Source organism: Kribbella sp. NPDC051586, assembly GCF_044453965.1.
Classification (GTDB): domain Bacteria; phylum Actinomycetota; class Actinomycetes; order Propionibacteriales; family Kribbellaceae; genus Kribbella.
This window is the reverse complement of the sequence record NZ_JBITDF010000002.1, coordinates 794,084-819,788: the sequence shown is the minus strand read 5'-3', so window position 1 is coordinate 819,788 and position 25,705 is coordinate 794,084. Positions and strand designations below refer to the sequence as shown.

The window sequence follows — 25,705 nt, the reverse complement described above, 5'->3', positions numbered from 1 at the left end:
TCAGGATCCCGTCGCGTTCGTGACGTGGCCGACGTCAGCGATGTGGCTGACGTGACCGGTCAGGGCGTCGTACACCTGCAGGTAGGCCTTCTGCTGGTGCTTCCACGCCAGCACCCGCTCGACGCGCTCCCGGCCGAGCTTGCCCATCCGGCGCCGGCGTACCTCGTCGTCGAGCAGCTCGACGATTGCCTCGCCGTACTGCGCCACGTCGTTCGGCTCGACGTACACCGCGGCGTCCGCGGCGGAGACCTTCGTCTCGATCAGGTCGAACGCGACGACGGGGAGCTCGAAGGCCATGTACTCCATGGTCTTGTTCATCGTCGACACGTCGTTGAGCGGATTCTTCGGGTCGGGGGACAGGCCGATGTCGGCGGTCGACATCACCGCGCGCACCGTCTCGTCCGGCACCCGGCCGGTGAACTCGATGTAGTCCCTGAGGCCGAGGTCGTCCCGCAACGCGACCACCTCGTCGAACGAGTCGCCGCCGCCCATCAGCGTGAACGCGATATCGGTCCGCTGCAGATTGTTGACAATATGATCGGCCGCCCGGACGACGATGTCGACGCCGTCCTGCGGGCCCATCACGCCGATGTACGTGACCAGGTAGCGGTGGCCGCGGCGGAGCGAGTCGTCGACCGCGGCAGGGTCGCGCTGCAGCCGGTCCGGGTCCGGGCCGGTGCGGACGACGGTCACGTCGTGGTTCGCCTTGCCGCTGCGGGTGATCGCGATCCGGCGGTACGAGTCGTTCGTCGACGTCACGTGGTCGGCCGTGCGGTGCGTCGTCCGCTCGAGGAACCGCAGGCCCTTGTACGGCAGGCTCGTCGTACCACCGAAGCGGGACTGGAACAGCTCCGGGCACAGGTCGTGGTGGTCGAAGACGAACTTCGTCCCGTCGAGGCGGCGCAGCAGCATCGCGATCGGCCAGAAGATGTCCGGCGGGTTGCAGGCCTGCAGCACGCGGAACTTGCCGGCCTTGCGGGCGCGGAAGACCAGCCGCAGCGTCAGCAGGAACGAGTACGCGTACTCCCAGACGAAGCTGACCTTGCTGCCGCCCGGCGCGTAGGCCTTGTACTTGTGCACGGTGACGCCGTCGATGACCTCGTACGCCGGGTCGCCCGGACCCTTCGGGCAGACGACCGTCACGTCGTACCCGGACGCCACCAGCGCCTGGCACTCCAGCCAGACGCGGCGGTCGAACGGCACCCAGAGGTTCTGGATGATGATGAGGACGCGCGGGCCGCTCACCAGCCCACTCCTTCGTATCCGGGCAGCCCCTCGACGTCGGCGCCGAGCCGGCCGATCAGGTCGATCGTCCGCGCCGGCGGCGCGTCCAGCAGGGCGTTGATCGCGGCGTTGTCGGTGGCCGAGACGATGGCCAGGTCGGCGCCCTTGAGGGCCGCGGCCGGGTCGTCGGTCAGGACGCGCTGCAGGTGCGGGAGCTTCGACTGCACGTGCCGCAGGTTCGCGCCGACCAGGCGGATCGGGTTCACGATCGCGTCATAGATGCGCAGGTTGTAGCCCTTGCCGATGAGGCGTTCGGCCAGCTCGACGTTCGGACTCTCGCGCAGGTCGTCGGTCGCGTGCTTGAAGCTGAGGCCGAGCAGGGCGATCTCGCGACCGGGGCCGGCGATCACGCGGTCGACGACGTCGCGGACGCTGCGCTCGTTGGTGGCCAGCGTGCCGGCCAGCAGCGGGAGTTCGGTGTCGTTCATCCGCGCCAGGTGCAGGACGCTGCGCAGGTCCTTCGGGAGGCAGGAGCCGCCGAAGGCGAAGCCGGGCTTCAGGTAGTACGGCGAGATGTTCAGGCTGGTGTCCTGGACGAAGATCTTCATCACCTCGCGCGAGTCGACGCCGAAGTGCCGGAAGATCCGGCCCATCTCGTTCGCGAACGAGACCTTGGTGGCGTGGAACGCGTTGCAGGCGTACTTGAGCGCCTCCGCCGTACGGACGTCGACGATCTCCACCGCAGTGCCCAGGAAGCCGAACAGGTCGGTCAGAGCGGTACCGACCTTCGGATTGCGGGTGCCGACGACGACGAACGGCGGCGCGTAGAAGTCGGCCAGGCCGGATCCTTCGCGCAGGAACTCCGGGCACATCGCCGTACCGAAGGTGAGGCCCTCCGGCGGCGGCACGTCGGCCAGCACCTTCTCGACCACCTCGTCGACGGTCCCTGGCGGCACGGTCGAGCGGACGACGATGCTGTGGAAGCCCGACGCCGGCCGTACGACGGTCCGCGCGGCCTCGGCGATGTCGCGGACCGCGCGTTTGATGTAGGTGAGATCAGTGCTGCCCGCCGGTGTGGACGGCGTACCGACACAGATCAGCGAGACATCGGCCCGCTCCAGCGCAACCCGTGGATCGGTGGTCGCGTGCAGGCGACCCGAGGTCGCACCCGCCGCCACCAGCTCGTCCAGACCTGGCTCGACCACCGGGCTGTGTCCCTGAGTGATCGGATCCACCTTCGCGGTGTCGACATCGACCCCCCAGACGTCGTGGCCGGCGGCCGCCAGGCACGCGGCCGTAACCGATCCGACGTACCCCAAGCCGAACACGGCAACCTTCATAACGCCCCCCACAGGCTCATGACGCGGCATCCCCACGTCCGCAGCGCCCATGAGAGCGAACAACCAGCCACGCTGATACACCCCTGTGGAAATCTCCCCCCAGAAAATTCGCCAGAACCTATCCTGGATCACGCAACGTGTCCGGCCCTCCCGATATCGGAGCAACCATGGAAGCCCTGTACGACCTCCCGAACGGCGACCGCGTCCGCGTGATCGACACGGCCACCGTCGGCCAGAGCCTCGCCCGCGTCCTCGAACTCTTCCGCTCCGGCAACACCGAACCGGTCTTCTTCGGCGATCAGCCCCGGCCCGAGGGCGTAGTCATCACCTTCGACCAGTGGTCCGAGTACGAAACCCTGAAGGAAGACGCCGAGACCGACCGCCGCATGCAGGAGATCACCCGCGAACGACTGGCGAAGGCTCGTCCCGAGGACTACGTGCCGTACGACGACATGCTGCGCGAGTGGGGATTGGACGAGGAGGAGGGCGGCGGTGACAAGCGGTGAGCTACCGGCTGGTCGTGCACCCCGAGCTTCGGCAGGAGGTCAGCCGGCTGCACGCGGCCTGGAAGGACGACCCGAGCAGTGACGCTGGCCGGGAGTTCGAGGCGTTCCGGGAGGCAATGACGGCACTCCGCGAGGGCCGTGAGGGCGACTACATCGGCAAGCAGCTCAGCTACGGTCCCTCGTCGCACGACCTCCGGGACGCCGCGGAGATCAAGGTGGACGTCTTCAACGAAGGCGGTACGCGTGACCGCCCCCGGCCGTCGCACCGGATCGTCTATCGCGAGTTCGACCCGCTGCCCAAGGTCGAGGACGGCCGAGTGGTACGAGACCCGAACGCGCAGCCGGTGCGCCAGATCGTGGCCTTCAACCATCGACGCGACGATCCGGCCGCGATCGCCGGCGACCGCTTGGGTCGGATCCGCGGCCAGCAGGACCGAAACCTCCACGGCTTGGTCGGTGGCGGCCGTCCGCAGGTCGGCCCCCAGCGCCCCGGCGCACAGACCACCCCGCACCGATTGCCGATGCCGCAGGACGTCCTTCACCAGATCCTGCGCGACAGCCCGGCCGCTGGGAGCGCGCCGAAGCCGGCCTCTGTGCCGGAGGCGAACGTCAATCGACCGCCTGGCCCCGGGGCGGCCAAGTCACGCGACCGCTGACCTTCGCCCCCTGCCTCGTCGGACTCGATGACGTTCACGGTTGTCGACTCGTGGGATATGGCTGCGGAGAGGGACCTCGATTCACGACTCGGGGATCGAGGTGTCAGCCATTCGGCACGACTCGGTGGATGAGGCACGGCCGGCGACGAAAGGTTGGCCACGGGGTGGTGAGGGGGTGGGTACGGAGGGTCAGCGGGTCGGGGGGCTCTGAAATTGGCTGTATCAGGGGCTTGTCCGGGTGATCTGTATTGGGCGACAGGGGACTGCGCTGGGGTGAGGGGAAGCGGATGAGGGTTCTGGTCACCGGGGATCGGGGATACATCGGGGCCGTGATGGTGCCGTTCCTGCGGGATTCCGGGCATCAGGTGGACGGGCTGGACACCGGGTTGTACGAGGGGTGTGACCTGCTGGGCGGGCCGGATCCGATCGGGAACCGGGCGCCGCGGGACATGCGGGACGTGACCGCGCGGGAGCTCGAGGGGTACGACGCGGTGGTCTGTCTGGCTGCCTTGTCGAACGATCCACTCGGCAACCTGGACAAGGCCGCGACGTACTCGGTCAACCTGGACGGCACGCTGAACGTCGCGCAGGCCGCCAAGGACGCTGGCGTCGAGCGGTTCCTGTTCGCGTCGTCGTGCAGCCTGTACGGCGCGGCCGGCTCCGAGGCGGTCGGTGAGGACGCCGAGATGTTCCCGGTCACGGCGTACGGCGAGACGAAGGCGCTGGCGGAGCAGGAGCTGTCGAAGCTTGCCGACGACACCTTCAGCCCGACGTACCTGCGCAACGCGACCGCGTACGGCGCGTCGACCCGGCTGCGGCTCGACATCGTCGTCAACAATCTGACCGCGATCGCGCTGACGTCCGGCCAGGTCCGGCTGGAGAGCGACGGCACGCCGTGGCGCCCGCTGGTCCACATCGAGGACATCAGCCGGGCGTTCCTGACCGTGCTGGAGTCGCCGCGCGAGACGATCCACGACGAGGCGTTCAACGTCGGCCGGTCCGAGGACGTCGTCCAGGTCCGCGACATCGCCGAGATGGTCCGCGAGGCCGTGCCCGGCTCGACGCTGTCGATCGCCGAGGGCGCCGGCCCGGACCTGCGCAACTACAAGGTCGACTTCAGCAAGCTCAACGAGACGTTCCCGGAGCTGAAGCTGCAGTGGACGGTCCGCAAGGGCGTCGAGGAGCTGTACGCCGCCTACCAGCGGCACGGCCTCACGCTCGACGACTTCAACTCCGCCCAGTTCGTCCGCCTGCGCCGGATCCAGCAGCTGCTCGGCGCCGGTCTCGTCGACGGCCAGCTGCGGCGGCAGACCGACCAGCAGTTCCCCGGACCGAAGGAGATGCAGTGATGGACTCGAACCTGTGCCGCATCTGCGGTGCGGAGCTGACCCGCACGTTCGTCGACCTCGGCATGTCGCCGCCGTGCGAGAGCTACCTGCGCGCGGACCAGCTCGACAGCGGTGAGACGTTCTACCCGCTGCACGTACGGATCTGCGACAGCTGCCTGCTCGTCCAGCTCCCGGCGTACGTCGCCGCGGACGACGTGTTCAGCGACTACCTGTACTTCTCGTCGTACTCGACCAGCTGGGTGGAGCACGCCCGCCGGTTCGTCGTCGACATGCAGGAGCGGCTCGACCTCGGCGCGGAGAGCCTGATCGTCGAGGCCGCCAGCAACGACGGCTACCTGCTGCAGCACGCGACGGCCCTGGGCATCCCGGTGCTCGGCATCGAGCCGGCCGCGAACATCGCCAAGATCGCCAACGAGAACGGCATCCGCACCGAGAGCTACTTCCTCGGCGAGGAGACCGGCAAGGACGCGGCGGCGCGGCACGGTCAGGCGGACCTTGTCGTCGGCAACAACGTGTTCGCGCACGTACCGGACATCGTCGACTTCGCGAAGGGCCTGCGCGCACTGGTGAAGGACGACGGGCTGGTGTCGCTGGAGTTCCCGCACCTGCTGCGGCTGATTGAGCGTCGCCAGTACGACACGATCTACCACGAGCACTACCAGTACCTGACGCTGAAGACCGCCGCGCTGGCGCTGGAGAAGGCCGGCCTGAAAGTCGTCGACGTGCAGGAGCTGGCGAGCCACGGCGGGTCGCTGCGGCTGTTCAGCACGCCGATCGAGACCGCCGGTGAGCCGACCGAGCTGGTCGACAAGGTGCTGCAGGACGAGAAGGACGCCGGCCTGCACACGGTCGAGGGCCACCTGGGCTTCGCCGACGAGGTGTTCGCGATCAAGTCCGATCTGCTGGAGTTCCTGATCCAGGCCCGCCGCGACGGCAAGTCGGTGGCCGGGTACGGCGCTCCTGGCAAGGGGAACACGCTGCTGAACCACTGCGGCATCCGCGAGGACCTGCTGTCGTACACGGTCGACCGCAGCCCGCACAAGCACGGGATGTACCTGCCCGGTACGCACATCCCGATCTTCGCCCCGGAGCGCCTGGCCGAGACGCGCCCCGACTACATCGTGATCCTGCCGTGGAACCTGCGCGCGGAGATCGTCCACCAGCTCGGCTACGCACGGGAGTGGGGCGCGAAGTTCGTCGTACCCATCCCGCAGCTCGAAGTGATCTGAAACAGGGTTTGGGGGGAAGGAAGTCAGATGAAGGTCGTGATCTTCTGCGGGGGGTTCGGGCTGCGGATGCGCAGCGGCGTCGACTCCGCACCGAAACCGATGATGACGATCGGCGACCGGCCGGTCCTGTGGCACGTGATGCGGTACTACGCACACTTCGGCCACACCGAGTTCATCCTGTGCCTGGGCTTCGGGGGGTCCGCGGTCAAGGAGTACTTCCTGCGCTACGAGGAGACGGTCTCGAACGACTTCGTGATGACCAAGGGCGGCCAGCGAATCGAGCTGCTCGACTCCGACATCAGCGAGTGGAAGATCACCTTCGTCGACACCGGGATCAACACCAGCATCGGTGAACGGCTGCGCCGGGTGCGTCCGTACCTCGAGGACGACGACGCGTTCCTGGCCAACTACGGTGACGTGCTGACCGACGCGCCGATGGACAAGATCGTCGATCACGTGATGACCAGCGACATCACCGCCAGCCTGCTCGCGGTACCGCCGCAGGCCTCGTTCCACGTGGTCGAGTTCGGCACCGACTCCCGGGTCACCGGGTTGCGGTCGGCGGCCGATCTGAACGCGTGGATCAACGGCGGGTACTTCGTGATCAAGAAGGACATCTTCGACGTCCTGCACGAGGACGAGGACCTGGTCGGGGACGCGTTCCCGCGGCTCGCCGCGATGCGCAAGCTGGAGGCGATCCCGCACCACGGGTTCTGGGCGCCGATGGACACGTTGAAGGAGCGCAGTCAGCTCGAGGAGCTGTACCGGTCGGGCAAGAAGCCGTGGGCGCTGTGGAGCCACGAGGCCCGTGAGCACAACGGCCGGATCATGGACAAGGTCGTCAAGGCGCCGGAGTCGGACGGACCGGTAGTGGTGGCGATCTGATGCTTCCGTTCCAGCTCGGCCTGATCGACGGGCCGGTCCACCTGGTTGCCCTCGGCGCCCATCCGGACGACATCGAGATCGGCTGCGGCGGCACGCTGCTGAAGCTGGCCGAGTCGGTGCCGGAGCTCACCGCCGAGTTCGTGATCGCGACCGGTACGCCGCTGCGCCTGGAGGAGGCCCGCCGCGCGGCGGAGCTGTTCCTGCCGGAGTGCGAGGTCAGTGTCACCTCGGCCGAGCTGCCGGACGGACGGCTGCCGGCGTACTGGAACCAGACCAAGGAGTTGCTCGAGGCAACGGCTCGGGGGAGCCGGCGCCCCGACCTGGTGTTTGCCCCGAGCAAGCACGACGCGCACCAGGACCACCGGCTGATCGCCGAGCTGGCGCCGACGGTGTGGCGCAGCCACCTGGTGCTGCACTACGAGATCCCGAAGTGGGACGGCGACATCAGCCGGCCGTGGCTGTACGTCGAGCTCACCGAGGAGCAGCTGCGGGACAAGGTCGCGCTGCTGCACAAGGCCTACCCGTCCCAGGTCCCGCACGACTGGTTCGACGAAGAGGTCTTCTCCGGACTGGCCCGCCTGCGCGGGATGGAGTGCCGGGCGATGTACGCCGAAGCCTTCACCACGGCCAAGGGCACGCTGACATGGTGAACGAGGGGGATGCGGTGAGCTTCAACTGTCGTGGGTGCGGCGCGGACAACGTCGTACCCGTGGTGGACATCGGCCATCAGCCGCTCGCCGATTACTTCCCGCCGGCCGACAACCCTGGCCCGGATCCGCGCTGGCCGCTGGCGCTCTGGCTGTGCCGGGAGTGCACGCTCGTGCAGCTCGGCCCGGTGGAGGCGCAGCTGGCCGAGGAGCCGCTGGCCGTCGAGTCGGCGACCAGCCGGGCGCATGCGGAGGCTTCGGTCAAGGAGCTTCTCGGCGACTACCCGGAGCTGAGCGGCGGGTTGGTGTTCGAGTTCGGCAGTCCGCACGGAGGCTCGTGGCTCGACCATCTCTACGCCGCCGGCTGCCGGCTCGCGGGTGACGGCGAGAAGGCCGAGCTGGTCGTCGACGTCCACGGCATCGTGCACGAGCCGCAGTACGGCGACTCGCTGAAGCTGCGGGCGGATCGGCTCGCGCCGGGCGGCCTGCTGGTGATGGAGTTCCACCACCTGCTGCCGCTGTTCATCGGCAACCAGTTCGACACGATCCGCCACGGTCACTGGGCGTACGTCTCGCTGCGCGCACTGCAGAACCTCGCCGCGCTGCACGGTCTGACCATCGAGTCGGTGAAGCAGGTCGAGATGTACGGCGGCAGCCTGATGGCGATGCTGCGGCACACGGTCGACGCCCGGCCGGACGCGTCCGTCGACGTGGTGCTGGACGACGAGGAAGCGGCCGGGATCGCCGACGAGGTCCAGCTCGGCAGCCTGCACGAGGCCGCCCGGCACGCGGCCGGCGCACTGCACGAAGAGCTGGTCCGGCACAAGGCCGCCGGCCGCACGGTTCTCGGGTACGGCGCGCCGTCCAAGGCGCCGGTGCTGCTGGACCTGAGCAGCGTAACGACGGATCTCCTGCCGTTCACCGTCGATCTGGCGCCGGGCAAACACGGCCGCCGGATCCCCGGTGCGTGTCTGGTGCCGATCCGCCCGATCGACGAGCTGAAGGCCGCGCGGCCGGACGTCGTCCTCGTGCTGACGTGGGACATCGCCGACGAGATCGTCGCGCAACTCGAAGCAGACGGCGGCTGGGGCGCCACCTACCTGGTTCCGCTGCCTGAACCGCACGAGATGGGCCGCTGACATGCGCGGAGTACTGCGCCGACTCACCTGGGGACTGGCTGACCAGGCGGTAACCAGCTTGGTCAGCTTCCTGGTGGGCATCATCGTCGCCCGCTCGCTCGGCGCGCTCGAGTTCGGTGCGTTCAGCCTGGCGTGGGTGACGTACGGCGTGGTGCTGAACATCTCGCGCGGTCTCGCGACCGATCCGCTGGCGGTGCGCTTCAGCGGTGTCGACCGCCCGGTCTGGCGGACGGCTGTCGCCAGTTCATCCGGGATCGCGATCGTGGTGGGCGTCATGATGGGCGCGGTCTGTGCCGCGATCGGAGCAGCGCTCGGCGGCCGGACCGGTGCGGCGTTCATTGCCCTGGGCATCGTGTTGCCCGGACTGATGCTGCAGGACAGCTGGCGGTTCGCATTCTTCGCGTCCGGGCAGGGCGGTAAGGCGTTCGTCAGCGACATCACCTGGGCGCTCGGTCTGGTTCCGCTGCTGTACCTGGCCTCGCACCACGCGAGTGTGACCAACTTCGTCCTGGCCTGGGGCGCTGCGGGTGCCTTCGCGGCACTGGTCAGCGGAGTACAGGCAGGCGTCGTGCCGCGGGTGTCGTGGGCGCGGCACTGGCTGCGGGACCACCGCGATCTCGGCCTGCGATACCTGACCGAGAACGTGACGCTGAGCGGCGCGTACCAGCTTCGGATGTACGGGCTCGGCGCGTTCGCGGGGGTTGCCGCGGTCGGAACCGTGCGCGGCGCGGAGATGCTGCTGGGTCCGTTCTTCATCGTGCTGTCCGGCGTCGGACTGGTCGCAGTGCCGGAGGCGGCCCGGGTACTGCGTCGATCGGTCCGCGCGCTGCCGATCTTCTGCCTGCTGCTCGGTGGCGCCCAGGCTCTGGCCGCGCTGGCCTGGGGGCTACTGCTGCTGTTCGCGTTGCCCGACGAGTGGGGTCACGCGCTGCTCGGCGAGGTCTGGCTGACCGCCTCGGCTTTGGTGCTACCGGCAACTTTGTCGGTGGCGTTCGCCGGGTTCAACACCGGCGCCGCCGCGGGGCTGCGTGCGCTCGGGATCGCGCGGCGCAGCCTGAAGGCGCAGATCTGTGCCTCGTCGTTCTATCTGGTCGGCGGGGTCACCGGAGGTGCGATCGGTGGCGCCCGTGGCTCCGCCTGGGGAGCAGCGTGCGCGACGTTCTCCGCCATCTTCGTCTGGTGGTTCACGCTGCGCCGCGGGATCCACGAACGCAAGCACCTGGAATCGGAGCTGTCGTCGCAAGAGCGTGACGTTCCGGAGATGAGGAGCATATGAACGCGGCACCACGGCTCACCGTCGGCCTCCCGGTCTACAACGGTGAGAAGTACCTCGCCGAGTCCCTGGACGCCCTGCTCGGGCAGAGCTACGGAGACTTCAAGCTGCTCATCTCCGACAACGCCTCGACCGATGCGACGGAGGAGATCTGCCGGCAGTACCTGGCCAAGGACTCGCGGCTCAGCTACTTCCGGCAGTCGGTCAACCTCGGCGCCACACCGAACCACAACTACGTCTTCGAGCAGTCCGACACCGAGCTGTTCAAGTGGGCGTCGTACGACGACCTGTACGGTGCGGACCTGCTGAGCCGGTGCATCGAAGCGCTGGACGACGACCCCTACCTGGTCCTCGCGCACTCCTACCAGGCGATCATCGACGGCTCCGGAGACATCGTGCTCGAGGTCAAGTACCCCCTGGACACGGCGAACCCGCACGCACCGGACCGCTTCCGCAGCTTGCTGTTCGACGTCGGTGGTGACGACTTCTACGGCGTGATGCGCTCCGACATCCTGCGCCGTACCCCGCTGAACGGCAGCTACCACCACTCCGACCGGACGATCATGGCCGAGCTCGCACTGTACGGCCGGTTCTACCAGGTGCCCGAGCAGTTGTTCTTCCGCCGCGACCACCCGGACCGGGCCGAGCGGGCCAAGCCGACCATGCGGTCCCGCTCGGCGAACATGGAGCCGCGACGCGCGAACCGCCTGCGCAACCCCACGGTCCGGCTGGTCGGGGAGTACGTCAACGGCTTCGTCGGCGGGATCCGCCGCGCGCCGCTGTCGTCGGCCGACCGGCGCGAGTGTTACGGCCACCTGGCCCGCTGGATGGCCGACCGCGCGGTGCGCCGATCGAGGAGCCGGATCGAGGACACCGCGGCCGCGGACGGTTCGCAAGCACAGGAGGTCTCGTAGGCATGGACAACTCACGGCAGCCACTGCGGATCGCGTTCTTCGGCCTGCTGGGATCCGGCAACCTGGGCAACCACGGCTCGCTGGACGCGATGCTCACGTTCGTCCGGACCCGGCACCCGGAGGCGGAGATCAGTTGCATCTGCGCCGGCCCGGAGGAGTTCGAGCGGCAGTACGGCATCCCGGCGGTCGCGATCACCTGGTACCAGGAGCACGGTGCCGGTCGCACCCGGCTCGGGACCGCCGCACGCAAGGCCTTCGGCAAGGTCGCGGACCTGGTCCGGATGCCGCTGCTGCTGCGCGGGTACGCCGTGGTGATCGTGCCCGGCATGGGGGTGCTCGAGACGACGCTGGAGATGCGGCCGTGGGGCTGGCCGTACGCGCAGTTCCTGATGACTTTGTCGGGCCGGATCGTCGGTGCGAGGACCGCCTTCGTCAACGTGGGCGCGAATGTCGCGCGCGAGCGGTCGGTCCGCCTGCTGTACACGTGGGGCGCCCGGCTGGCGTCGTACCGCTCGTACCGGGACGAGTACTCCCGGGACGCGATGCGGCAGATGGGCCTGGACACCAGCAGGGACCAGGTCTATCCCGACCTCGCCTTCGGACTCCCGGAGCCGGCCGACCCGGCGCCGGTCGATCGCGCCCAGCGCACCGTAGGGCTGGGTGTGATCGCCTACCACGGCACCAACGCCGATCGCGATCGAGCCGACGAGATCTATGCCTCGTACACCGCGAAGATCGTGGAATTCGCCCGCTGGCTCGTCGACGAGGGCTACCGGATCCGGCTCGTCACCGGCGACCCGTCCGATCTGTCCGTGGTGGAGGCTGTGTCGGAGGATCTGCGCCGGACCAGGCCGGAGCAGGCGGAGTCGCGGCTCGTGACCGAGCCCGCCGAGTCGCTCGGTGAGTTGATGGCGCAACTGGCGGGCACCGACGTGGTCGTTGCCTCGCGCTACCACAACGTGGTGGCCGCGCTGAAGCTGTCGAAGCCGACGATCTCGATCAGCTATGGAACGAAGAGCGACGTGCTCATGGAGCAGATGCGCCTGGCCGAGTTCCGCCAGCACATCCAGAGCCTCGACGTACAGCAATTGATCGACCAGTTCCGCGCGCTCGAGGCCCGAACGACCGCAGTCGTGCCGGCGCTGCGGGCCAAGAACGCCGAGTGGGCGGCGGAGCTCGACAAGCAGTACGACGTACTGTCCGCGGCGCTGTTCGGAAGCGACCGCGCGACACTGGTGAGCGAGCGGGGGGAATAGAGCGATGGACGTCATCCAGGTACCGAGAATCGACGGAGCATTGCTGTTCATGCCCACACCGCACGTGGACGAGCGCGGCTTCTTCAGCCGTACGTTCGACCGCGACGTGGTCGCGAGGGCCGGTCTCGATCCGGACGCGTTCGTACAGGACAGCATCTCCCGGTCCGTCCGGGGTGTCGTCCGCGGCATGCACGTCCGCTCGGGCGCAGGTGAGGCCAAGCTGGTGCGCTGCTCCTACGGCGCGGTCTTCGACGTCGTCGTCGACCTCCGCCCGCACTCACCGACGTACCGCAACACGGAGTTCTTCGACCTGACCGGCGACAACCAGGTCACCGTCTACGTCCCGGCGGGGTGTGCGCACGGCTTCCAGGCGCTCACCGATCCGTCCGACGTCTCGTACCGCATCGACCGGGCTCACGACCCGTCCGAGGACGTCTCGATCCGGTTCGACGACACCGACCTCGGCATTCCCTGGCCGCTGCCGGTCACCCTGATGTCCGAACGAGACAAAGCGGCGGCGACCCTGGCCATGGCCACTGCGAGGCTCTCATGACCAAGTCCTTCAGCAACTCCGTCAAGGCCAACGACCGGCTCTGCGCGGCCGTCCCGGGCGGCGCGCACACCTATGCCAAGGGCGAGGACCAGTACCCGGCCGAGATGGCGCCGGTGATCTCGCACGGCCTCGGCGCACACGTCTGGGATGTCGACGGCAACGAGTACATCGAGTACGGCTCCGGCCTGCGCGCGGTCAGCCTCGGCCATGCCCATCCGCGGGTGCTGGAAGCGGTACGGCGCGAGCTCGACCGCGGCACCAACTTCGTCCGGCCGAGCATCATCGAGGTCGAGGCGGCCGAACGCTTCCTGGAGGCGGTGCCGACGGCGGACATGGTGAAGTTCACCAAGAACGGCTCAGACGCCACCACCGCCGCGGTGAAGCTGGCGCGCGCCGTCACCGGGCGCCCGCTGGTCGCCCTGTGCGCCGACCATGCGTTCTTCTCCATCGACGACTGGTTCATCGCCCGGACACCCATGTCTGCGGGGATTCCGGACCAGATCGCCGACCTGACGGTGGCCTTCCCGTACGGCGACCTGGCCGCGACCGAAGAACTACTGACCCGCCACGAAGGTCAGATTGCGTGCCTCATCCTCGAGCCGGCGACCCAGCAGGACCCGCCGGCCGGATACCTCGAAGGACTGCGTGACCTGGCGCACCGGCACGGCGCCGTGCTGATCTTCGACGAGACGATCACCGGCTTCCGCTTCTCGGCGGCCGGCGCCCAGGGGCTGTACGGCGTGACGCCGGACCTGTCCTCGTTCGGCAAGGCCCTCGGCAACGGCTTCGCCGTGTCCGCGCTCGCAGGCAAGCGCGATCTGATGGAGCGCGGCGGACTGCGCGACGAACGCGAGCGGGTCTTCCTCCTCTCCACCACCCACGGCGCCGAGACGCATGCGCTCGCGGCCGCCGTTGCCGTGATGGACGTGTACGCCGAGGAAGGCATCGTGGAACGGTTGCACGCTGTGGGCGAGAGCCTCGCGGCCGGTGTCCGCGAGGTCGCTGCCTCCGCGGGGGTCGAGGACCACGTCGTCGTCCGCGGCCGGGCCAGCAACCTGGTCTTCGCGACGCTCGACGAGAACCTCGAACCGTCCCAGTCGTACCGGACGTTGTTCCTGCGCGAGCTCATCCTCGGCGGCGTGATCGGGCCGTCGTTCGTGGTGAGCGCGGCGCTGACCGAGGAGGACATCGCCCGCACGGTCGACGTGGTCGGACAGGCCTGCGTCATGTACCGCAAGGCACTGGACGCCGGCGACCCGTCGCCGTGGACCGGCGGCCGTCCGGTGAAACCGGTCTTCCGTCGGTATGCGTGAGGGTCACCAGACATGGCTGTCGACAACAGTGGGGGAGAAATGGCAAAGGGAAACTCGAGGCTGGCACAGCTGGCGGCCGATCCTGGCCGGATCCGCGCAGCGGCGGTGAAACGGCTGGCGAGCCCGATGTCGCGCCTGCCGGGCCTGCACAGGCTGCGGTGGCGGATGAAGTCGCGACAGGAGGTCTTCGCCGACATCTACGATTCCGCCGCCTGGGGCAGCGAGGAGTCAGGATCCGGGACGGGCTCCGAGTTGCGCGCGACGGAGACGATCCGGGAGCGGCTGCCCGCGCTGCTGGCAGAGCTGGGCGTCAACTCGTTGCTCGACGCGCCGTGCGGGGACTGGAACTGGATGCGGCACGTGGAGCTGGGTATCGATCAGTACTACGGTGCCGACATCGTTCCTGGGGTGATCGAGGCGAACCAGCAGCGCTACGGCGGTGCCGGCCGCGAGTTCACCGTCGCGGATCTGACCAGCGACCCGTTGCCGAAGGTCGACGCGATCCTGTGCCGGGACTGCCTCGTGCACGTCTCGTACGAGGACACCACGCAGATCCTGGAGAACTTCAAACGGACCGGGGCGACCTGGCTGTTGCTGAACACGTATCCGGAGATCAAGCACAACCGCAACCAGTTCACCGGCCGGCAGTGGCGGCGCCTGAACTTCACGCTGCCGCCGTTCAACTTCCCGGAGCCGGTCGCGAGCATGTCCGACGGCGGCGACGTCGACCCGAGCCAGCTGGCCGTCTGGCGGCTGCAAGATCTACCCGCGCTGCACGCCGAGGGATCAGCGCACTGACTTTCACAAGAGGGGGAGTTCCATCATGCATTCCATTTATGTCGACGCAGAGTTCAGCGACGACGAGCGTAGGCAGAAGCTGTACGACGGCGACCTGTTCGTCTACTCACCGCGTCCGTCGACGCTGGCGCTGATCGAGTTCGCCGGTGAGCTGGCCCGGCAGGCCTTCCACCCGCTGGACCCGGAGACGGCGCAGTTCGACATGGCCGTCGAGGAGTACGCGGCGCTGCTCGCCGAGCTGAAGCCGCGCTTCATCCACCACCCGGAGTCGAAGCGGCTGATCCAGGAGATGCTGGTCGACTTCGGCTGCGACCCGGAGCAGGTGTACTTCGACGTGCCGCGGATGCGCAGCTCGACGTCGGACGACTACCTGACCACGGGCATCGCGTTCGCGTTCCACCCGCACCGCGACACCTGGTACTCCGCGCCGTTCACCCAGCTGAACTGGTGGCTGCCGATCTTCCCGATCAGCGACGACAACGGGCTGGCGTTCCACCCGCGGTACTGGCAGACGCCGGTGAAGAACAGCTCCCGCGTCTACAACTACGCCGAGTGGAACGCGACCAGCCGGAAGATCGCCGCGACCCAGATCGGCACCGACACCCGCGTTCAGCCGGTGCCGGAGGAGGACGTCGAGCTGGTGCCGCAGATCCGGCCGATCTGCAAGCCGGGCGGGATCATCCTGTTCTCCGGGGCGCAGCTGCACTCCAGCGTGCCGAACACCTCGGGACGGACCCGCTTCAGCATCGACCTGCGCACCGTGCACCTCGGCGACGCGGTGGACGGGCGGTCGGCGCCGAACATCGACTCCGAGTGCACGGGTACGACGATGGGCGACTACCTGCGGGTGAGCGACCTCGAGCACATCCCGGCCGAGGTGGTCGCGGAGTACGACACCCCGAGTCACGCGACGGTCTGACCAGTCGTCAAGTTTTCGTCCGGCCGGCGTCAGCGCGACGCCGGCCGGACTGCCTTGTTTTCTTGATCATTTCGTGATGAAGCAACCTGTTCACGGCTCACAATGCAAGTTCTCCACAAGGAAGGTGGCCTGGTGGTCGCCGCGGCCCGTGGTGCGTAGTAATCTTCGGTGACTCGACGCCGACGCGCGGGTGAATTCTGGGGACGGCTAGCCGCGAGTAGCGCCGGGCACGGAGCGTGTCCGAGTGGCCGCAACGTGAGACCGAGGGACTGGTGTGAGCGGAGCTGAGGCGCCCGGCCGTATGGACGGGCACGGACCGCTCTGGGTCGTGCCGCACGAGGTCCCGGCGATCGTTCCGCTGCCGTCGCGGTCGACCGAGCCGCGCTGGGTCGGGGTGTACCGCTGGGCCGCTGTCGGCGGTGACCTGCTGGCCGCGATGCTCGGCGTCTCGATCGCACTGCTGACCAGGTTCGGTTACCAAGTCGGCCCGAGCTACCTGGTCGTGAGCAGTCTGCTGCCTCCTGCCTGGGTCGGCATCGTCGCCCTGTCGAAGGGCTACGACCCGCGGTACTTCGGCGCCGGGCCGGACGAGTTCCGCTCGCTGATGCGCTCCGGTGTCGGGCTGACGGCCGCCGTCGCCATGACGTCGTACGTGACCAAGACCGAGATCGCCCGCGGCTTCGTGGTGCTGGCGATCCCCGTGATGGTGGTCTCCGCGCTGCTGCTGCGATACGCGCTGCGGAAGGACCTGCACCGGCACCGGGTCAGAGGACGCTGCATGCACAGGGTTCTCGTGGTCGGGCGCAGTGGCCCGGCCGCGACGCTGTGCGAGCACCTCGAGAGCCGTCCGACCGACGGGTTCCGCGTCGTGGCGACCTGCCGTCCCCGCGGCGACGGACACAACAACGGTCCCCTGCAGCCCGACGAACTGGACGAGCCGGACATCCTGGCCGCCGCTGACCGGCACGCGGTCGACGTGGTCGCGATCTCGACCGATCCGGAGCTGGTCGGCCAGTCGCTGCGCCGTCTGTCGTGGGCGCTGGAGCAGCGCGGCATCGAGTTGATCGTCTCGCCCGGCATCATCGAGGTCGCCGGTCCGCGGATCTCGGTCCGCCCGGTCGCCGGCCTGTCGTTGCTGCACCTGGAGCGGCCGTCGGTCAGCGGCGGACCGCATCTGATGAAGGCGGTCTTCGACCGGACCGTTGCCCTCGGCTTCATCGCCGTACTGTCGCCGCTGCTGGTCGGTCTCGCGCTCGCGGTCAAGGTGTCCAGCCCGGGGCCGGTGCTGTTCCGGCAGCAGCGGATCGGTCGCGGGGGCGTCGAGTTCACGATGCTGAAGTTCCGCAGCATGTACTCCGACGCCGAGCAGCGGCTGGGTGATCTGTATGCGCTGAGCGACGGCAACGGCGTGATCTTCAAGATGCGTGACGATCCGCGGATGACGCCGCTCGGCCGGTGGATCCGGCGGTTCTCGGTCGACGAGTTGCCGCAGTTGTTCAACGTGCTGCGCGGCGACATGTCGCTGGTCGGCCCGCGGCCGCCGCTGGCCGAAGAGGTCGCGCTGTACGCCGCCGACGACTCGCGGCGGATGCTGGTGAAGCCGGGCCTGACCGGTCTGTGGCAGGTGAGCGGCCGCAGCGATCTGTCCTGGGACGAGTCGGTCCGGCTCGACCTGCGCTACGTCGACAACTGGTCGATGACCCTGGATCTGCTGATCCTCTGGAAGACCGTGCGCGCGGTGATCTACGGCGCGGGAGCGTACTGACATGGACCTTCAGGCACCTGTGTACGTCGCGGGCCACCGCGGCCTCGTCGGCTCGGCCATCTGGCGCCGGCTCGAGGCGGCCGGTTGCACGCAGCTGATCGGTGCGTCGTCGTCGGAGCTGGACCTGCGGGATCGCGATGCGACGTTCGCCTTCATGGCAGAGCACAAGCCTGCGGTGGTGATCGACGCGGCGGCGCGGGTCGGTGGCATCCTGGCGAACCGCGACCACCCGACCGAGTTCCTCAGCGACAACCTGCGCATCCAGGTGAATCTGATGGACGCGGCCCTCGAGGTGCGAACGCCGCGGCTGTTGTTCCTCGGATCGTCGTGCATCTACCCGAAGTACGCCGAGCAGCCGATCCGCGAGTCGAGCCTGCTGACCGGCGAGCTCGAGCCGACCAACGACGCGTACGCGATCGCGAAGATCGCCGGCATCATGCAGGTCCAGGCCGTCCGCCGGCAGTACGGCCTGCGCTGGATCTCGGCGATGCCGACCAATCTGTACGGTCCGAACGACAACTTCGACCCGACGTCGTCGCATGTCCTGCCGGCGCTGATCCGGCGCTTCCACGAGGCGCGCGAGTCGGATGCACCTGAGGTCGTGTTGTGGGGGAGCGGTACGCCGCGGCGCGAGTTCCTGCACGTGGACGACCTGGCCGACGCGTGCCTGCACCTGCTGGAGCACTACGACGCGCCGGAGCCGATCAACGTCGGCGTCGGCGCGGACGTGTCGATCCGTGAGCTGGCCGAGCTGGTCGCCCGTGTCATCGGCTACACCGGTGCCCTGAGCAACGATCTGTCCAAGCCGGACGGCACCCCGCGCAAGCTGCTCGACGTGAGCCGGCTGCTGGCGCTGGGCTGGAAGCCGTCCATCGACCTCGAAGACGGTGTGGCCGCCACCTACCGCTGGTATGTGGAGAACCACTCATGAAGAAAGCCTTCGTTACCGGGATCACCGGCCAGGACGGCTCGTACCTGGCCGAGTTGCTGCTGGCCAAGGGCTACGAAGTACACGGTCTGATCCGGCGGGCGTCGACGTTCAACACCAAGCGGATCGACCACCTGTACGAGGATCCGCACGCCAAGGACAAGCGGCTGTTCCTGCACTACGGCGATCTGACCGACGGGTCGCGACTCGTCACGCTGCTGGCATCGATCCAGCCGGCCGAGGTGTACCACCTGGCCGCGCAGTCGCATGTGCGGGTGAGCTTCGACGAGCCGGAGTACACCGGTGACACCACCGGGATGGGTACGACGCGGCTGCTCGAGGCGATCCGGATGATCGGGCTGGACTGCCGGTTCTACCAGGCGTCGAGCTCGGAGATGTTCGGCGCGACACCCCCGCCGCAGAACGAGGACACCCCGTTCTACCCGCGCTCGCCGTACGGCGCCGCCAAGCTCTACGGCTACTGGATGACCCGGAACTACCGCGAGGCGTACGACATGTTCGCGGTGAACGGGATCCTGTTCAACCACGAGTCGCCGCGCCGGGGCGAGACGTTCGTGACGCGGAAGATCACCCGCGCGGTCGCCGCGATCAAGCTGGGTCGCCAGGATCGCTTGTATCTGGGCAATCTGGACGCCTGCCGCGACTGGGGCTACGCCCCGGAGTACGTCGAGGGCATGTGGCGGATGCTGCAGCACGACACCCCGGCGGACTACGTGATCGCGACCGGCACGTCGTACTCGGTCAAGGACTTCGTCTCGCTGGCCTTCCACCATGTCGGGCTGGACTGGGAGTCCTACGTCGACTACGACCGGCGCTACGAGCGGCCCACCGAGGTGGACTCGCTGGTCGGTGACGCGTCCAAGGCGATGACCGAGCTGGGTTGGAAGGCCCAGGTGCACGTGCCGGAGCTGGTTCAGATCATGGTCGACGCGGATCTCGCCGCGCTGACCCCGGAGGACTGACTGATGACCGATATGCAGACCGCGGCGGCAACTGGGTCGGCTGGGTCAACCGAATCGGCTGTGTCGGCTGTGTCGGCTGTGGCCGAGCGGGTCGATGTCCTGGGCATCCATGTCAGCATCACCAACCTGGACCACACGATCGAGACGTTCGCCCGCTGGATCGACCACGACGCCCGCGAGCTGGTCTGCGTCACCGACATGAACGCGCTGCTGCACGCGCGCGCCGACGAGCGGCTGACCGAGGTCTACAACACCGCCGGGCTGACGGTTCCGGACGGCATGCCGCTGGTCTGGGCGGGCAGGAAGGCCGGGTTCGAGCAGATGGACCGGGTCGCCGGGCCGGACCTGCTCGAGCGGGTCATGGCCGAGGCGGCCGAGCGCGGCTGGACGCAGTACTTCTACGGCGGCGCCGAGGGCGTGGCCGAGGAGCTGCGGGGCGTCTTCCAGGAGCGCCACCCGGCGTTGAAGGTCGTCGGCACGGAGTGCCCGCCGTACCGGCAGCTGACCGGCGCCGAGGACGCGGCCGCGGTCGCCCGGATGAACGAGGCGCGTCCGGACATCATCTGGGTCGGGCTCGGCGCGCCGAAGCAGGAGCGCTGGATGGCCGACCACCGCGACCGGCTGAATGCGCCGATCCTGATCGGCGTCGGCGCGGCGTTCGACTTCCACACCGGCCGGCTGGACCGCGCCCCGCTGTGGATGCAGCGCGCGGGGCTGGAGTGGAGCTACCGGCTGTACAAGGAGCCGCGTCGGCTGTGGAAGCGCTACGTGCTGGGCATTCCGCGTTTCCTCCTGGGCATCCTCCGTCATCCTCCACGTCCGCTCTAGAGTGAGCCGGTGAAGTTCCGGCGGCCGAAGCTGCGTCGGCTGGCCGGACCGGCCGGTCGCGCCAGTTGGGGTTTGGCCGACCAGGCGCTGTCGAGTCTCAGCAACCTGGCGGTCGGGGTCGTCGTCGCGCGCTCGAGCACGGTCGCCGACTTCGGTGTCTACGCGCTGGCCTTCGGCGGGTACACGATCGCGCTCAACGTGTCCCGGGCGGTCTCCACCGAGCCCCTCGCCGTCCGCCACTCCGGCGATCGCACGCCCGAGTGGCAGCGCGCCGTACGGGCGAGTACGGCAACCGCACTGCTGACAGGCCTCCTGGCGATGGTGGCCGGCCTGGCGATCGCGGCGTTCCCGGGCGTTCCGTCCAAGGGAGTGCTGATCGCGTTCGCGGTGACGATGCCTGGCCTTCTGCTGCAGGATGCCTGGCGCTGGGCGTTCTTCGTCGTGGGCGAGGGCAACAAGGCGTTCGTCAACGATCTGATCTGGTTGCTGGCGATGCTCGCGATCTTCGGCGGCCTCTACCTGACCGGTACGACGTCGGCGTTCAGCCTCACGTTCGGCTGGGGGCTCGGTGCGGTCATCGCCGCGATCGCCGGCCGCTTCCAGGCCGGCGTGGCACCACGCCGGCAACTGATCCGTGAATGGGTGCAGCGGAACTGGGACCTGAGCCCGAAGTACGTGGGGGAGATGCTCGCGGTCTCGGGCACGATCCAGGTCTACATGCTCGGCATCACCGCCGCAGCCGGTCTGGTGGCCACCGCGGGCATCCGCGGCGCGCAGGTCCTGCTAGGCCCGGTCAACGTGCTGAACCAGGGCATCCGGATGATCTCCGTACCCGAGGCCGCCCGCGCGTTGCGGCATTCGTACCGCCGGCTGTGGCTCGTGGGTCTGGCCATCTCGTTCGGCGTCGGAGCCGGCGCACTGGCCTGGGGTGCTGTCTTCCTGCTGCTACCGGCCGTCGTCGGCCGTGAGCTGCTCGGCCCGGGCGTGTGGACGCAGGCTCACACCGTCCTGATCCCGGTCATCCTGCTGCAGGCGCTCGGCGCCTCGAACGCGGGCGCCTTCGCCATCATGCGAGCCCTCACCGCCGCCACGCGCGGTCTGCGGGTCCGCCTGATCTCGTCGGTCATCCTGATCACCTGCGGCGTCGGCGGCGCCTTCCTCTGGGGACCGAAGGGCGCGGCGTGGGGGCTGGCCGGCGCCTCGTTCACCACGTTGCTGCTGTGGTGGAACGAGGCGCACCGAGCCATCGCCGCCCATCGCCGCGCCGCCGCTGCGAACCCTTCGAACTAAGGGATCTTCACGCTCGCGGTGGCGCCCTTCATGATGTTGCGCCCGTCGTGCACCTCGATGTGATACGAGTACGTCGAGCCGCGCTTGAGGCCGCGATCCACCACCTGGTAGCTCTTCCGCGCCTGCCAGAAGTACGACGTGTAGGCGTTCGACCCGACGTTCAGCGAGCCCCGGAACACGTTGTACGTCAGCGTGAGGTTGTCCAGGTCGTACACGTCGGAGTACGTCACGTACACCCGGCCGGACGTCGTCGCGGCCAGCGTCGGCGCCTTCGGTACGGCGGGAGCCGCGCCACCGGCGGCGTTCGTGAACCGGGTGATGCCCACCTGGATCGTGCCGTTCACGTGCAGGAAGTCGCCGCCGACCCACAGGTCGGTGTCGCCGCCGGCCATCGCCAGCGGACCGACCTGCGTGGTGCTCTTCGGGTTCGAGTCGGTGTTCGGGAACCAAGGCCCGAGGTTGCCGTTGATCCCGCTCTCGACCAGCAGGTAGTGCGTCCCGGAGCCGTTGCCGAAGCCGTTGGGCGTCGAGGAGCAGTCGTGCGCGTGCGAGCCCTTGTAGACCCAGTTGCCGATCGCCTTGATCGCCTCGGTCGCACCCAGACACTTGTTCTGCCACAGCAGTTGGCCGGTCGAGACCTGCGCCGCCAGCACTCCGTCGTAACAGCCCCCGCCATCACCGCCGTTGGACACGAAGACCTTGTCGCCGAGCGTGTCGATGTCCTTGACCCGCGTCGTGCAGGTCGCGGTCGGCTTCGGGATCGCGGCCGCGGCCGGGAAGGCGAAGGCCGCACCGGTGGTGTTGTTCAGCATCGCCAGCGAGTAGTGGTCCTTGCCGTTGATCGTGCTGAACGGACCGCCGACGAACACCCGGGTGCCGTTGTCGGACACGTCGATCGCGTACACGTCGTTGTTGGCGTTCGGGTTCCACGGCAGGACGTCGCCCTGGATCAGCCGGACCGCGCCGAGCCGGTTGCGGACCGCGCCGTCGATCTTGCCGAACGCGCCGCCGATGAACACGCTGTTGCCGTAGATGGCCAGGGCCTTCACGCGGGCCGCGACCACCGGGTCCCAGGCCTGCACGATCTTGCCGGTCGCGACGCTGAACATCGCGATCTTGCTGCGCCGCAGGCCGTTCACCATGGTGAAGTCGCCGCCGATCACCACCCACTTGCCGTCGGGGCTGGTGGCGATGGCGTAGACCGGACCGTTCACGGTCGGCGCGAACGCGGTCGGCTTCCCGGTCGTCCGGTCGAACGCGGCGACGTAGCTGCGGAGTGTCTCAGGTGCCTGACCCGACGCCATTCCCGGCTGCCGGAGCCTGGTGAACAGACCGCCGGCGAACACCGTGTTCCCGGCGATGGCCAGCGCGTTGACGCTGTTGTTGGTCTGCCACGAGGTCTGCTTGATCGCGGAAACCGCGGAGGCGAAGCCCGGAGTCGCCGCCTCCACCGGCGGTCCGGAGGGGATCAACGCCGCGGCCAGAACAGCCGCACCGGTGACAAGGGCCAGCACTAACTTCTTCATTTATGTCCTTCGACAGGCGGGGGCCGAACAGTGCGTGCCTCATCACGCACCAGCGGCGGACATTACCGCTGTGGGAGGCCCACCGGAAGCGGGCCTCCCAACCGCGTTATAGGTTTGTGCCAAACCTTGCAGAAAGCGGCATTTTCACTTGGATCGCGCAGTTCACTTCGCGGCAAAGTGGGACTGGACCTGTACCGGCGTGAGTGCGTACGGGTAGACCGCCGCCTCGTCGAGTCCCATCCCGGTCTGGGTCGCTCCACCGCCGGGCCACGAGTTGGTCAGGTCGTAGCCGACCCGCCACCAGCCGTAGTACACCGACGCCGAACCCACCAGCGCACTGCCGCTGAGGACACCGTCGACGTACAGCTTCATCATGCCGTTGTCGTAGGTGCCGACCACGTGGTGCCACTGACCGTCGTTCTCGCCGGACGGGCTGGTGAGCGTCCGCTGGGCGCCGTCGTTGACGCCGAAGACGATCGAGCCGTTGGTCCGCATGTACAGCATCCGGTCGCCGCCACCGCCGCTGTTCCCGGTCTTGGAGTTGCCGAAGCCGATGATCCGGCCGCCGCGGCCGACGCCGCTCTGCTTGACCCAGGCCTCGACGGTGAACTGCTGCGGGAAGCTGTACGCCTTCTCGCCGGCCATCCGGCCGGTGCTCGAGCTGGTCGTCATCGCCGTGTTGCCGGCGATCGCACCGGCGCCGCCCAGCGTCACGCCGGTGAACGTGCCGTTGTTGCTCTGACCGGAGGAGTCGACCGACGTCGTCGTACCGGCCGCCTCACCGAGTCGCCAGTACGCCTGCGGCCCGTCGGACTCGACGATCTGGTCGTACGCCGTCGATGCGGTCGAGGCGACCGTGATCGGGTCGGAGTAGTTGCCACGGATCGTCGTACTGCCGTCGGTGACCTCGACGCGGTAGTTGGTGACCTCACCGGGCGCCGACGAGGTGTCGGTGTAGCTCAGCCACGGCTGGCTCCACGGCGTGGACTTGGCCGTCCACGTTGCGATCGTGGTGTTGCTGAACCCCTTCAGCAGCCGGTAGGTCAGCGTGCTGTCGTCGTTGTCGACCACGGTCGGGAAGTGGATCTGCACGGCACCCGGCTGGACGCTGTACGGGAGCAGTTTGGCCGGCTTGGCCGGCGCCGCACCCGGGGCCGCGTTGGTGAAGTGGGTCAGACCCTGCTGCGCGACGCCGTTGACATGCAGGAAGTCGCCGCCGGCCCACAGGTCGTTGCCGCTGGTCGCGAACGCCAGCGGGCCGACGTTGGTGGCGCTGTTCGGGTCGGCGTCGGTGTTCGGGAACCACGGGCCGAGCGACCCGTCGGTCAGCTTCTCGCTCAGCAGGAAGCGGTAGTCGAAGCCCTGCGGGAAGCCGCCGGCGCCCTGGTTGGCGCAGTCGTGGGCGTGCGAGCCCTTGTACAGCCAGCCGTTGACGACCTTGACCGCTTCGGTCGCGCCGAGGCACTGGTTCTTCCACTTGAGCGTGTTGGTCGCGATGTCGGCCGCCCAGGTCCCGTCGAAGCAGCCGCCGCCGTCACCGCCGTTCCCGAAGTACACGGTGTCGCCGCTGGCGTCGATCGTCTTCACCCGGGTCGTGCACGACCCGTTCGGCGGCGGCACGGCGGAAGCGCCGGGGAAGGGCAGTACGGCGCCGCTCACCGGGTCGAGGCTGGTCACCGTGTTCTGGTTGGTGCCGTTGACCGTGCTGAACTGGCCGCCGGCGTACACCTTGGACGCGTCGTCGGCCACGTCGACGGCGTACACGTCGCCGTTCACCGAGGGGGCCCAGGGCAACAGCGTGCCGGTGTCGGTGACCGCGGCGAGCCGGTTGCGGGTCAGGTTGTTGACCAGGCCGAACGAGCCGCCGAAGTACACCGTCGTGCCGGAGACCGCGATCGACTTGACCCGGTAGGACACCGACGGCTTCCAGTTCGTCACCAGGGCACCGGTGGCGGTGTCGAAGGCGGCGATCCGGTTCCGGGTCTGGCCGTTGACCGTGGTGAAGTCGCCGCCCACGTAGATCCGCGAGCCGTCCGCGGAGGCGGCGACCGCGTAGACCTGTCCGTTCAGGACCGGGTTGAACGAGCTGACCAGCGCACCGGTGCTCGCGTCGAACGCGGCCAGGTACGCCTGGCCGACCTCACCGGTGCCGGCGGCGGCGCCCGGTGGCCGGACGCTGGTGAAACGCCCTCCGGCGTACGCCTTGCCCGCGGCGACCGCGATGCCCTGGACGCTGGCATTGGTCTGCCAGGTCGAGCTCGAGACCGCGGACAGTGAGGCCTCGATGCTCTGCGCGGGCGGCGCGAACCCGACCACCAGCGCTCCGGCAAGCAGAGTGCCCACGATCCCCAGCCGCGTGAACAGCCTTCTCTTCGTCATGTTGC

The 25,705-nt window shown here is 68.5% G+C and carries 23 protein-coding genes; 19 read left to right on the top strand and 4 right to left on the bottom strand.

Features of this window, described 5'->3' with window-relative positions:
- Entirely contained in the window at positions 1 to 1,245 is a 1,245-nt protein-coding gene (locus ACIA58_RS14280; protein ID WP_396404075.1) for a glycosyltransferase family 4 protein, read from the bottom strand.
- The gene (locus ACIA58_RS14275; protein ID WP_396404074.1) at positions 1,242 to 2,564 is read right to left on the bottom strand and encodes a UDP-glucose dehydrogenase family protein; all 1,323 of its coding nucleotides are present in this window, start codon (positions 2,562 to 2,564) and stop codon (positions 1,242 to 1,244) included. Before ACIA58_RS14275 ends, ACIA58_RS14280 begins: the two co-directional genes overlap by 4 nt.
- Positions 2,565 to 2,731: 167 nt before the next feature.
- Here ACIA58_RS14275 and ACIA58_RS14270 point away from each other — a divergent pair, with 167 nt between their 5' ends.
- From ACIA58_RS14270 to ACIA58_RS14180, 19 genes are all read left to right on the top strand, one after another.
- Entirely contained in the window at positions 2,732 to 3,070 is a 339-nt protein-coding gene (locus ACIA58_RS14270; protein WP_396404073.1) for a hypothetical protein, read from the top strand.
- Positions 3,067 to 3,726 (top strand): hypothetical protein, encoded by a 660-nt coding sequence (locus tag ACIA58_RS14265; RefSeq protein ID WP_396404072.1) that lies wholly within the window; start codon positions 3,067 to 3,069, stop codon positions 3,724 to 3,726. Before ACIA58_RS14270 ends, ACIA58_RS14265 begins: the two co-directional genes overlap by 4 nt.
- Before the next feature lie 287 nt (positions 3,727 to 4,013).
- Complete coding sequence (locus tag ACIA58_RS14260) at positions 4,014 to 5,075, top strand: NAD-dependent epimerase/dehydratase family protein (protein ID WP_396404071.1); 1,062 nt, start codon at positions 4,014 to 4,016, stop codon at positions 5,073 to 5,075.
- On the top strand, positions 5,075 to 6,304 hold the full coding sequence (locus ACIA58_RS14255) for a class I SAM-dependent methyltransferase (protein WP_396404070.1): 1,230 nt from the start codon (positions 5,075 to 5,077) through the stop codon (positions 6,302 to 6,304). Before ACIA58_RS14260 ends, ACIA58_RS14255 begins: the two co-directional genes overlap by 1 nt.
- A 27-nt stretch (positions 6,305 to 6,331) precedes the next feature.
- A complete protein-coding gene (locus ACIA58_RS14250) occupies positions 6,332 to 7,189 on the top strand; it encodes a sugar phosphate nucleotidyltransferase (RefSeq protein ID WP_396404069.1) in 858 nt (285 codons plus the stop codon).
- A complete protein-coding gene (locus tag ACIA58_RS14245) occupies positions 7,189 to 7,839 on the top strand; it encodes a PIG-L deacetylase family protein (RefSeq protein ID WP_396404068.1) in 651 nt (216 codons plus the stop codon). The genes ACIA58_RS14250 and ACIA58_RS14245 overlap by 1 nt, the downstream gene beginning before the upstream one ends.
- A 14-nt stretch (positions 7,840 to 7,853) precedes the next feature.
- Complete coding sequence (locus ACIA58_RS14240) at positions 7,854 to 8,975, top strand: methyltransferase C-terminal domain-containing protein (RefSeq protein WP_396404067.1); 1,122 nt, start codon at positions 7,854 to 7,856, stop codon at positions 8,973 to 8,975.
- A gap of 1 nt (position 8,976) precedes the next feature.
- Complete coding sequence (locus ACIA58_RS14235; RefSeq protein ID WP_396404066.1) at positions 8,977 to 10,251, top strand: hypothetical protein; 1,275 nt, start codon at positions 8,977 to 8,979, stop codon at positions 10,249 to 10,251.
- Entirely contained in the window at positions 10,248 to 11,162 is a 915-nt protein-coding gene (locus tag ACIA58_RS14230) for a glycosyltransferase family 2 protein (protein WP_396404065.1), read from the top strand. Before ACIA58_RS14235 ends, ACIA58_RS14230 begins: the two co-directional genes overlap by 4 nt.
- Before the next feature lie 2 nt (positions 11,163 to 11,164).
- Complete coding sequence (locus ACIA58_RS14225; RefSeq protein WP_396404064.1) at positions 11,165 to 12,418, top strand: polysaccharide pyruvyl transferase family protein; 1,254 nt, start codon at positions 11,165 to 11,167, stop codon at positions 12,416 to 12,418.
- A 4-nt stretch (positions 12,419 to 12,422) separates the two neighbouring features.
- Positions 12,423 to 12,971, top strand: coding sequence for a dTDP-4-dehydrorhamnose 3,5-epimerase family protein (locus tag ACIA58_RS14220; protein ID WP_396404063.1), 549 nt, complete (start codon positions 12,423 to 12,425; stop codon positions 12,969 to 12,971).
- The gene (locus tag ACIA58_RS14215) at positions 12,968 to 14,284 is read left to right on the top strand and encodes a glutamate-1-semialdehyde 2,1-aminomutase (protein WP_396404062.1); all 1,317 of its coding nucleotides are present in this window, start codon (positions 12,968 to 12,970) and stop codon (positions 14,282 to 14,284) included. The genes ACIA58_RS14220 and ACIA58_RS14215 overlap by 4 nt, the downstream gene beginning before the upstream one ends.
- 39 nt (positions 14,285 to 14,323) lie before the next feature.
- The gene (locus tag ACIA58_RS14210; RefSeq protein ID WP_396404061.1) at positions 14,324 to 15,082 is read left to right on the top strand and encodes a class I SAM-dependent methyltransferase; all 759 of its coding nucleotides are present in this window, start codon (positions 14,324 to 14,326) and stop codon (positions 15,080 to 15,082) included.
- Positions 15,083 to 15,107: 25 nt separating this feature from the next.
- Positions 15,108 to 16,001 carry a hypothetical protein gene (locus tag ACIA58_RS14205; RefSeq protein WP_396404060.1) on the top strand — a complete coding sequence of 298 codons (894 nt, stop codon included), beginning with the start codon at positions 15,108 to 15,110 and terminating at the stop codon, positions 15,999 to 16,001.
- A 274-nt stretch (positions 16,002 to 16,275) separates the two neighbouring features.
- A complete protein-coding gene (locus ACIA58_RS14200; RefSeq protein WP_396404059.1) occupies positions 16,276 to 17,766 on the top strand; it encodes a sugar transferase in 1,491 nt (496 codons plus the stop codon).
- Position 17,767: 1 nt separating this feature from the next.
- Complete coding sequence (locus ACIA58_RS14195) at positions 17,768 to 18,697, top strand: GDP-L-fucose synthase family protein (protein WP_396404058.1); 930 nt, start codon at positions 17,768 to 17,770, stop codon at positions 18,695 to 18,697.
- Positions 18,694 to 19,677: a GDP-mannose 4,6-dehydratase gene (gmd, locus tag ACIA58_RS14190; protein WP_396404057.1), complete on the top strand. Its 984-nt coding sequence runs from the start codon at positions 18,694 to 18,696 to the stop codon at positions 19,675 to 19,677. The genes ACIA58_RS14195 and gmd overlap by 4 nt, the downstream gene beginning before the upstream one ends.
- 3 nt (positions 19,678 to 19,680) lie before the next feature.
- Positions 19,681 to 20,505 (top strand): WecB/TagA/CpsF family glycosyltransferase, encoded by an 825-nt coding sequence (locus tag ACIA58_RS14185; protein ID WP_396404056.1) that lies wholly within the window; start codon positions 19,681 to 19,683, stop codon positions 20,503 to 20,505.
- A gap of 9 nt (positions 20,506 to 20,514) precedes the next feature.
- Positions 20,515 to 21,795: a hypothetical protein gene (locus ACIA58_RS14180; protein WP_396404055.1), complete on the top strand. Its 1,281-nt coding sequence runs from the start codon at positions 20,515 to 20,517 to the stop codon at positions 21,793 to 21,795.
- Here the strand turns inward: ACIA58_RS14180 and ACIA58_RS14175 are convergent.
- On the bottom strand, positions 21,792 to 23,321 hold the full coding sequence (locus ACIA58_RS14175; RefSeq protein ID WP_396404054.1) for a fibronectin type III domain-containing protein: 1,530 nt from the start codon (positions 23,319 to 23,321) through the stop codon (positions 21,792 to 21,794). The two genes, ACIA58_RS14180 and ACIA58_RS14175, sit on opposite strands and share 4 nt — an antisense overlap.
- A 162-nt stretch (positions 23,322 to 23,483) precedes the next feature.
- Positions 23,484 to 25,700: a LamG-like jellyroll fold domain-containing protein gene (locus ACIA58_RS14170; protein WP_396404053.1), complete on the bottom strand. Its 2,217-nt coding sequence runs from the start codon at positions 25,698 to 25,700 to the stop codon at positions 23,484 to 23,486.
- Positions 25,701 to 25,705: the final 5 nt, after the last annotated feature.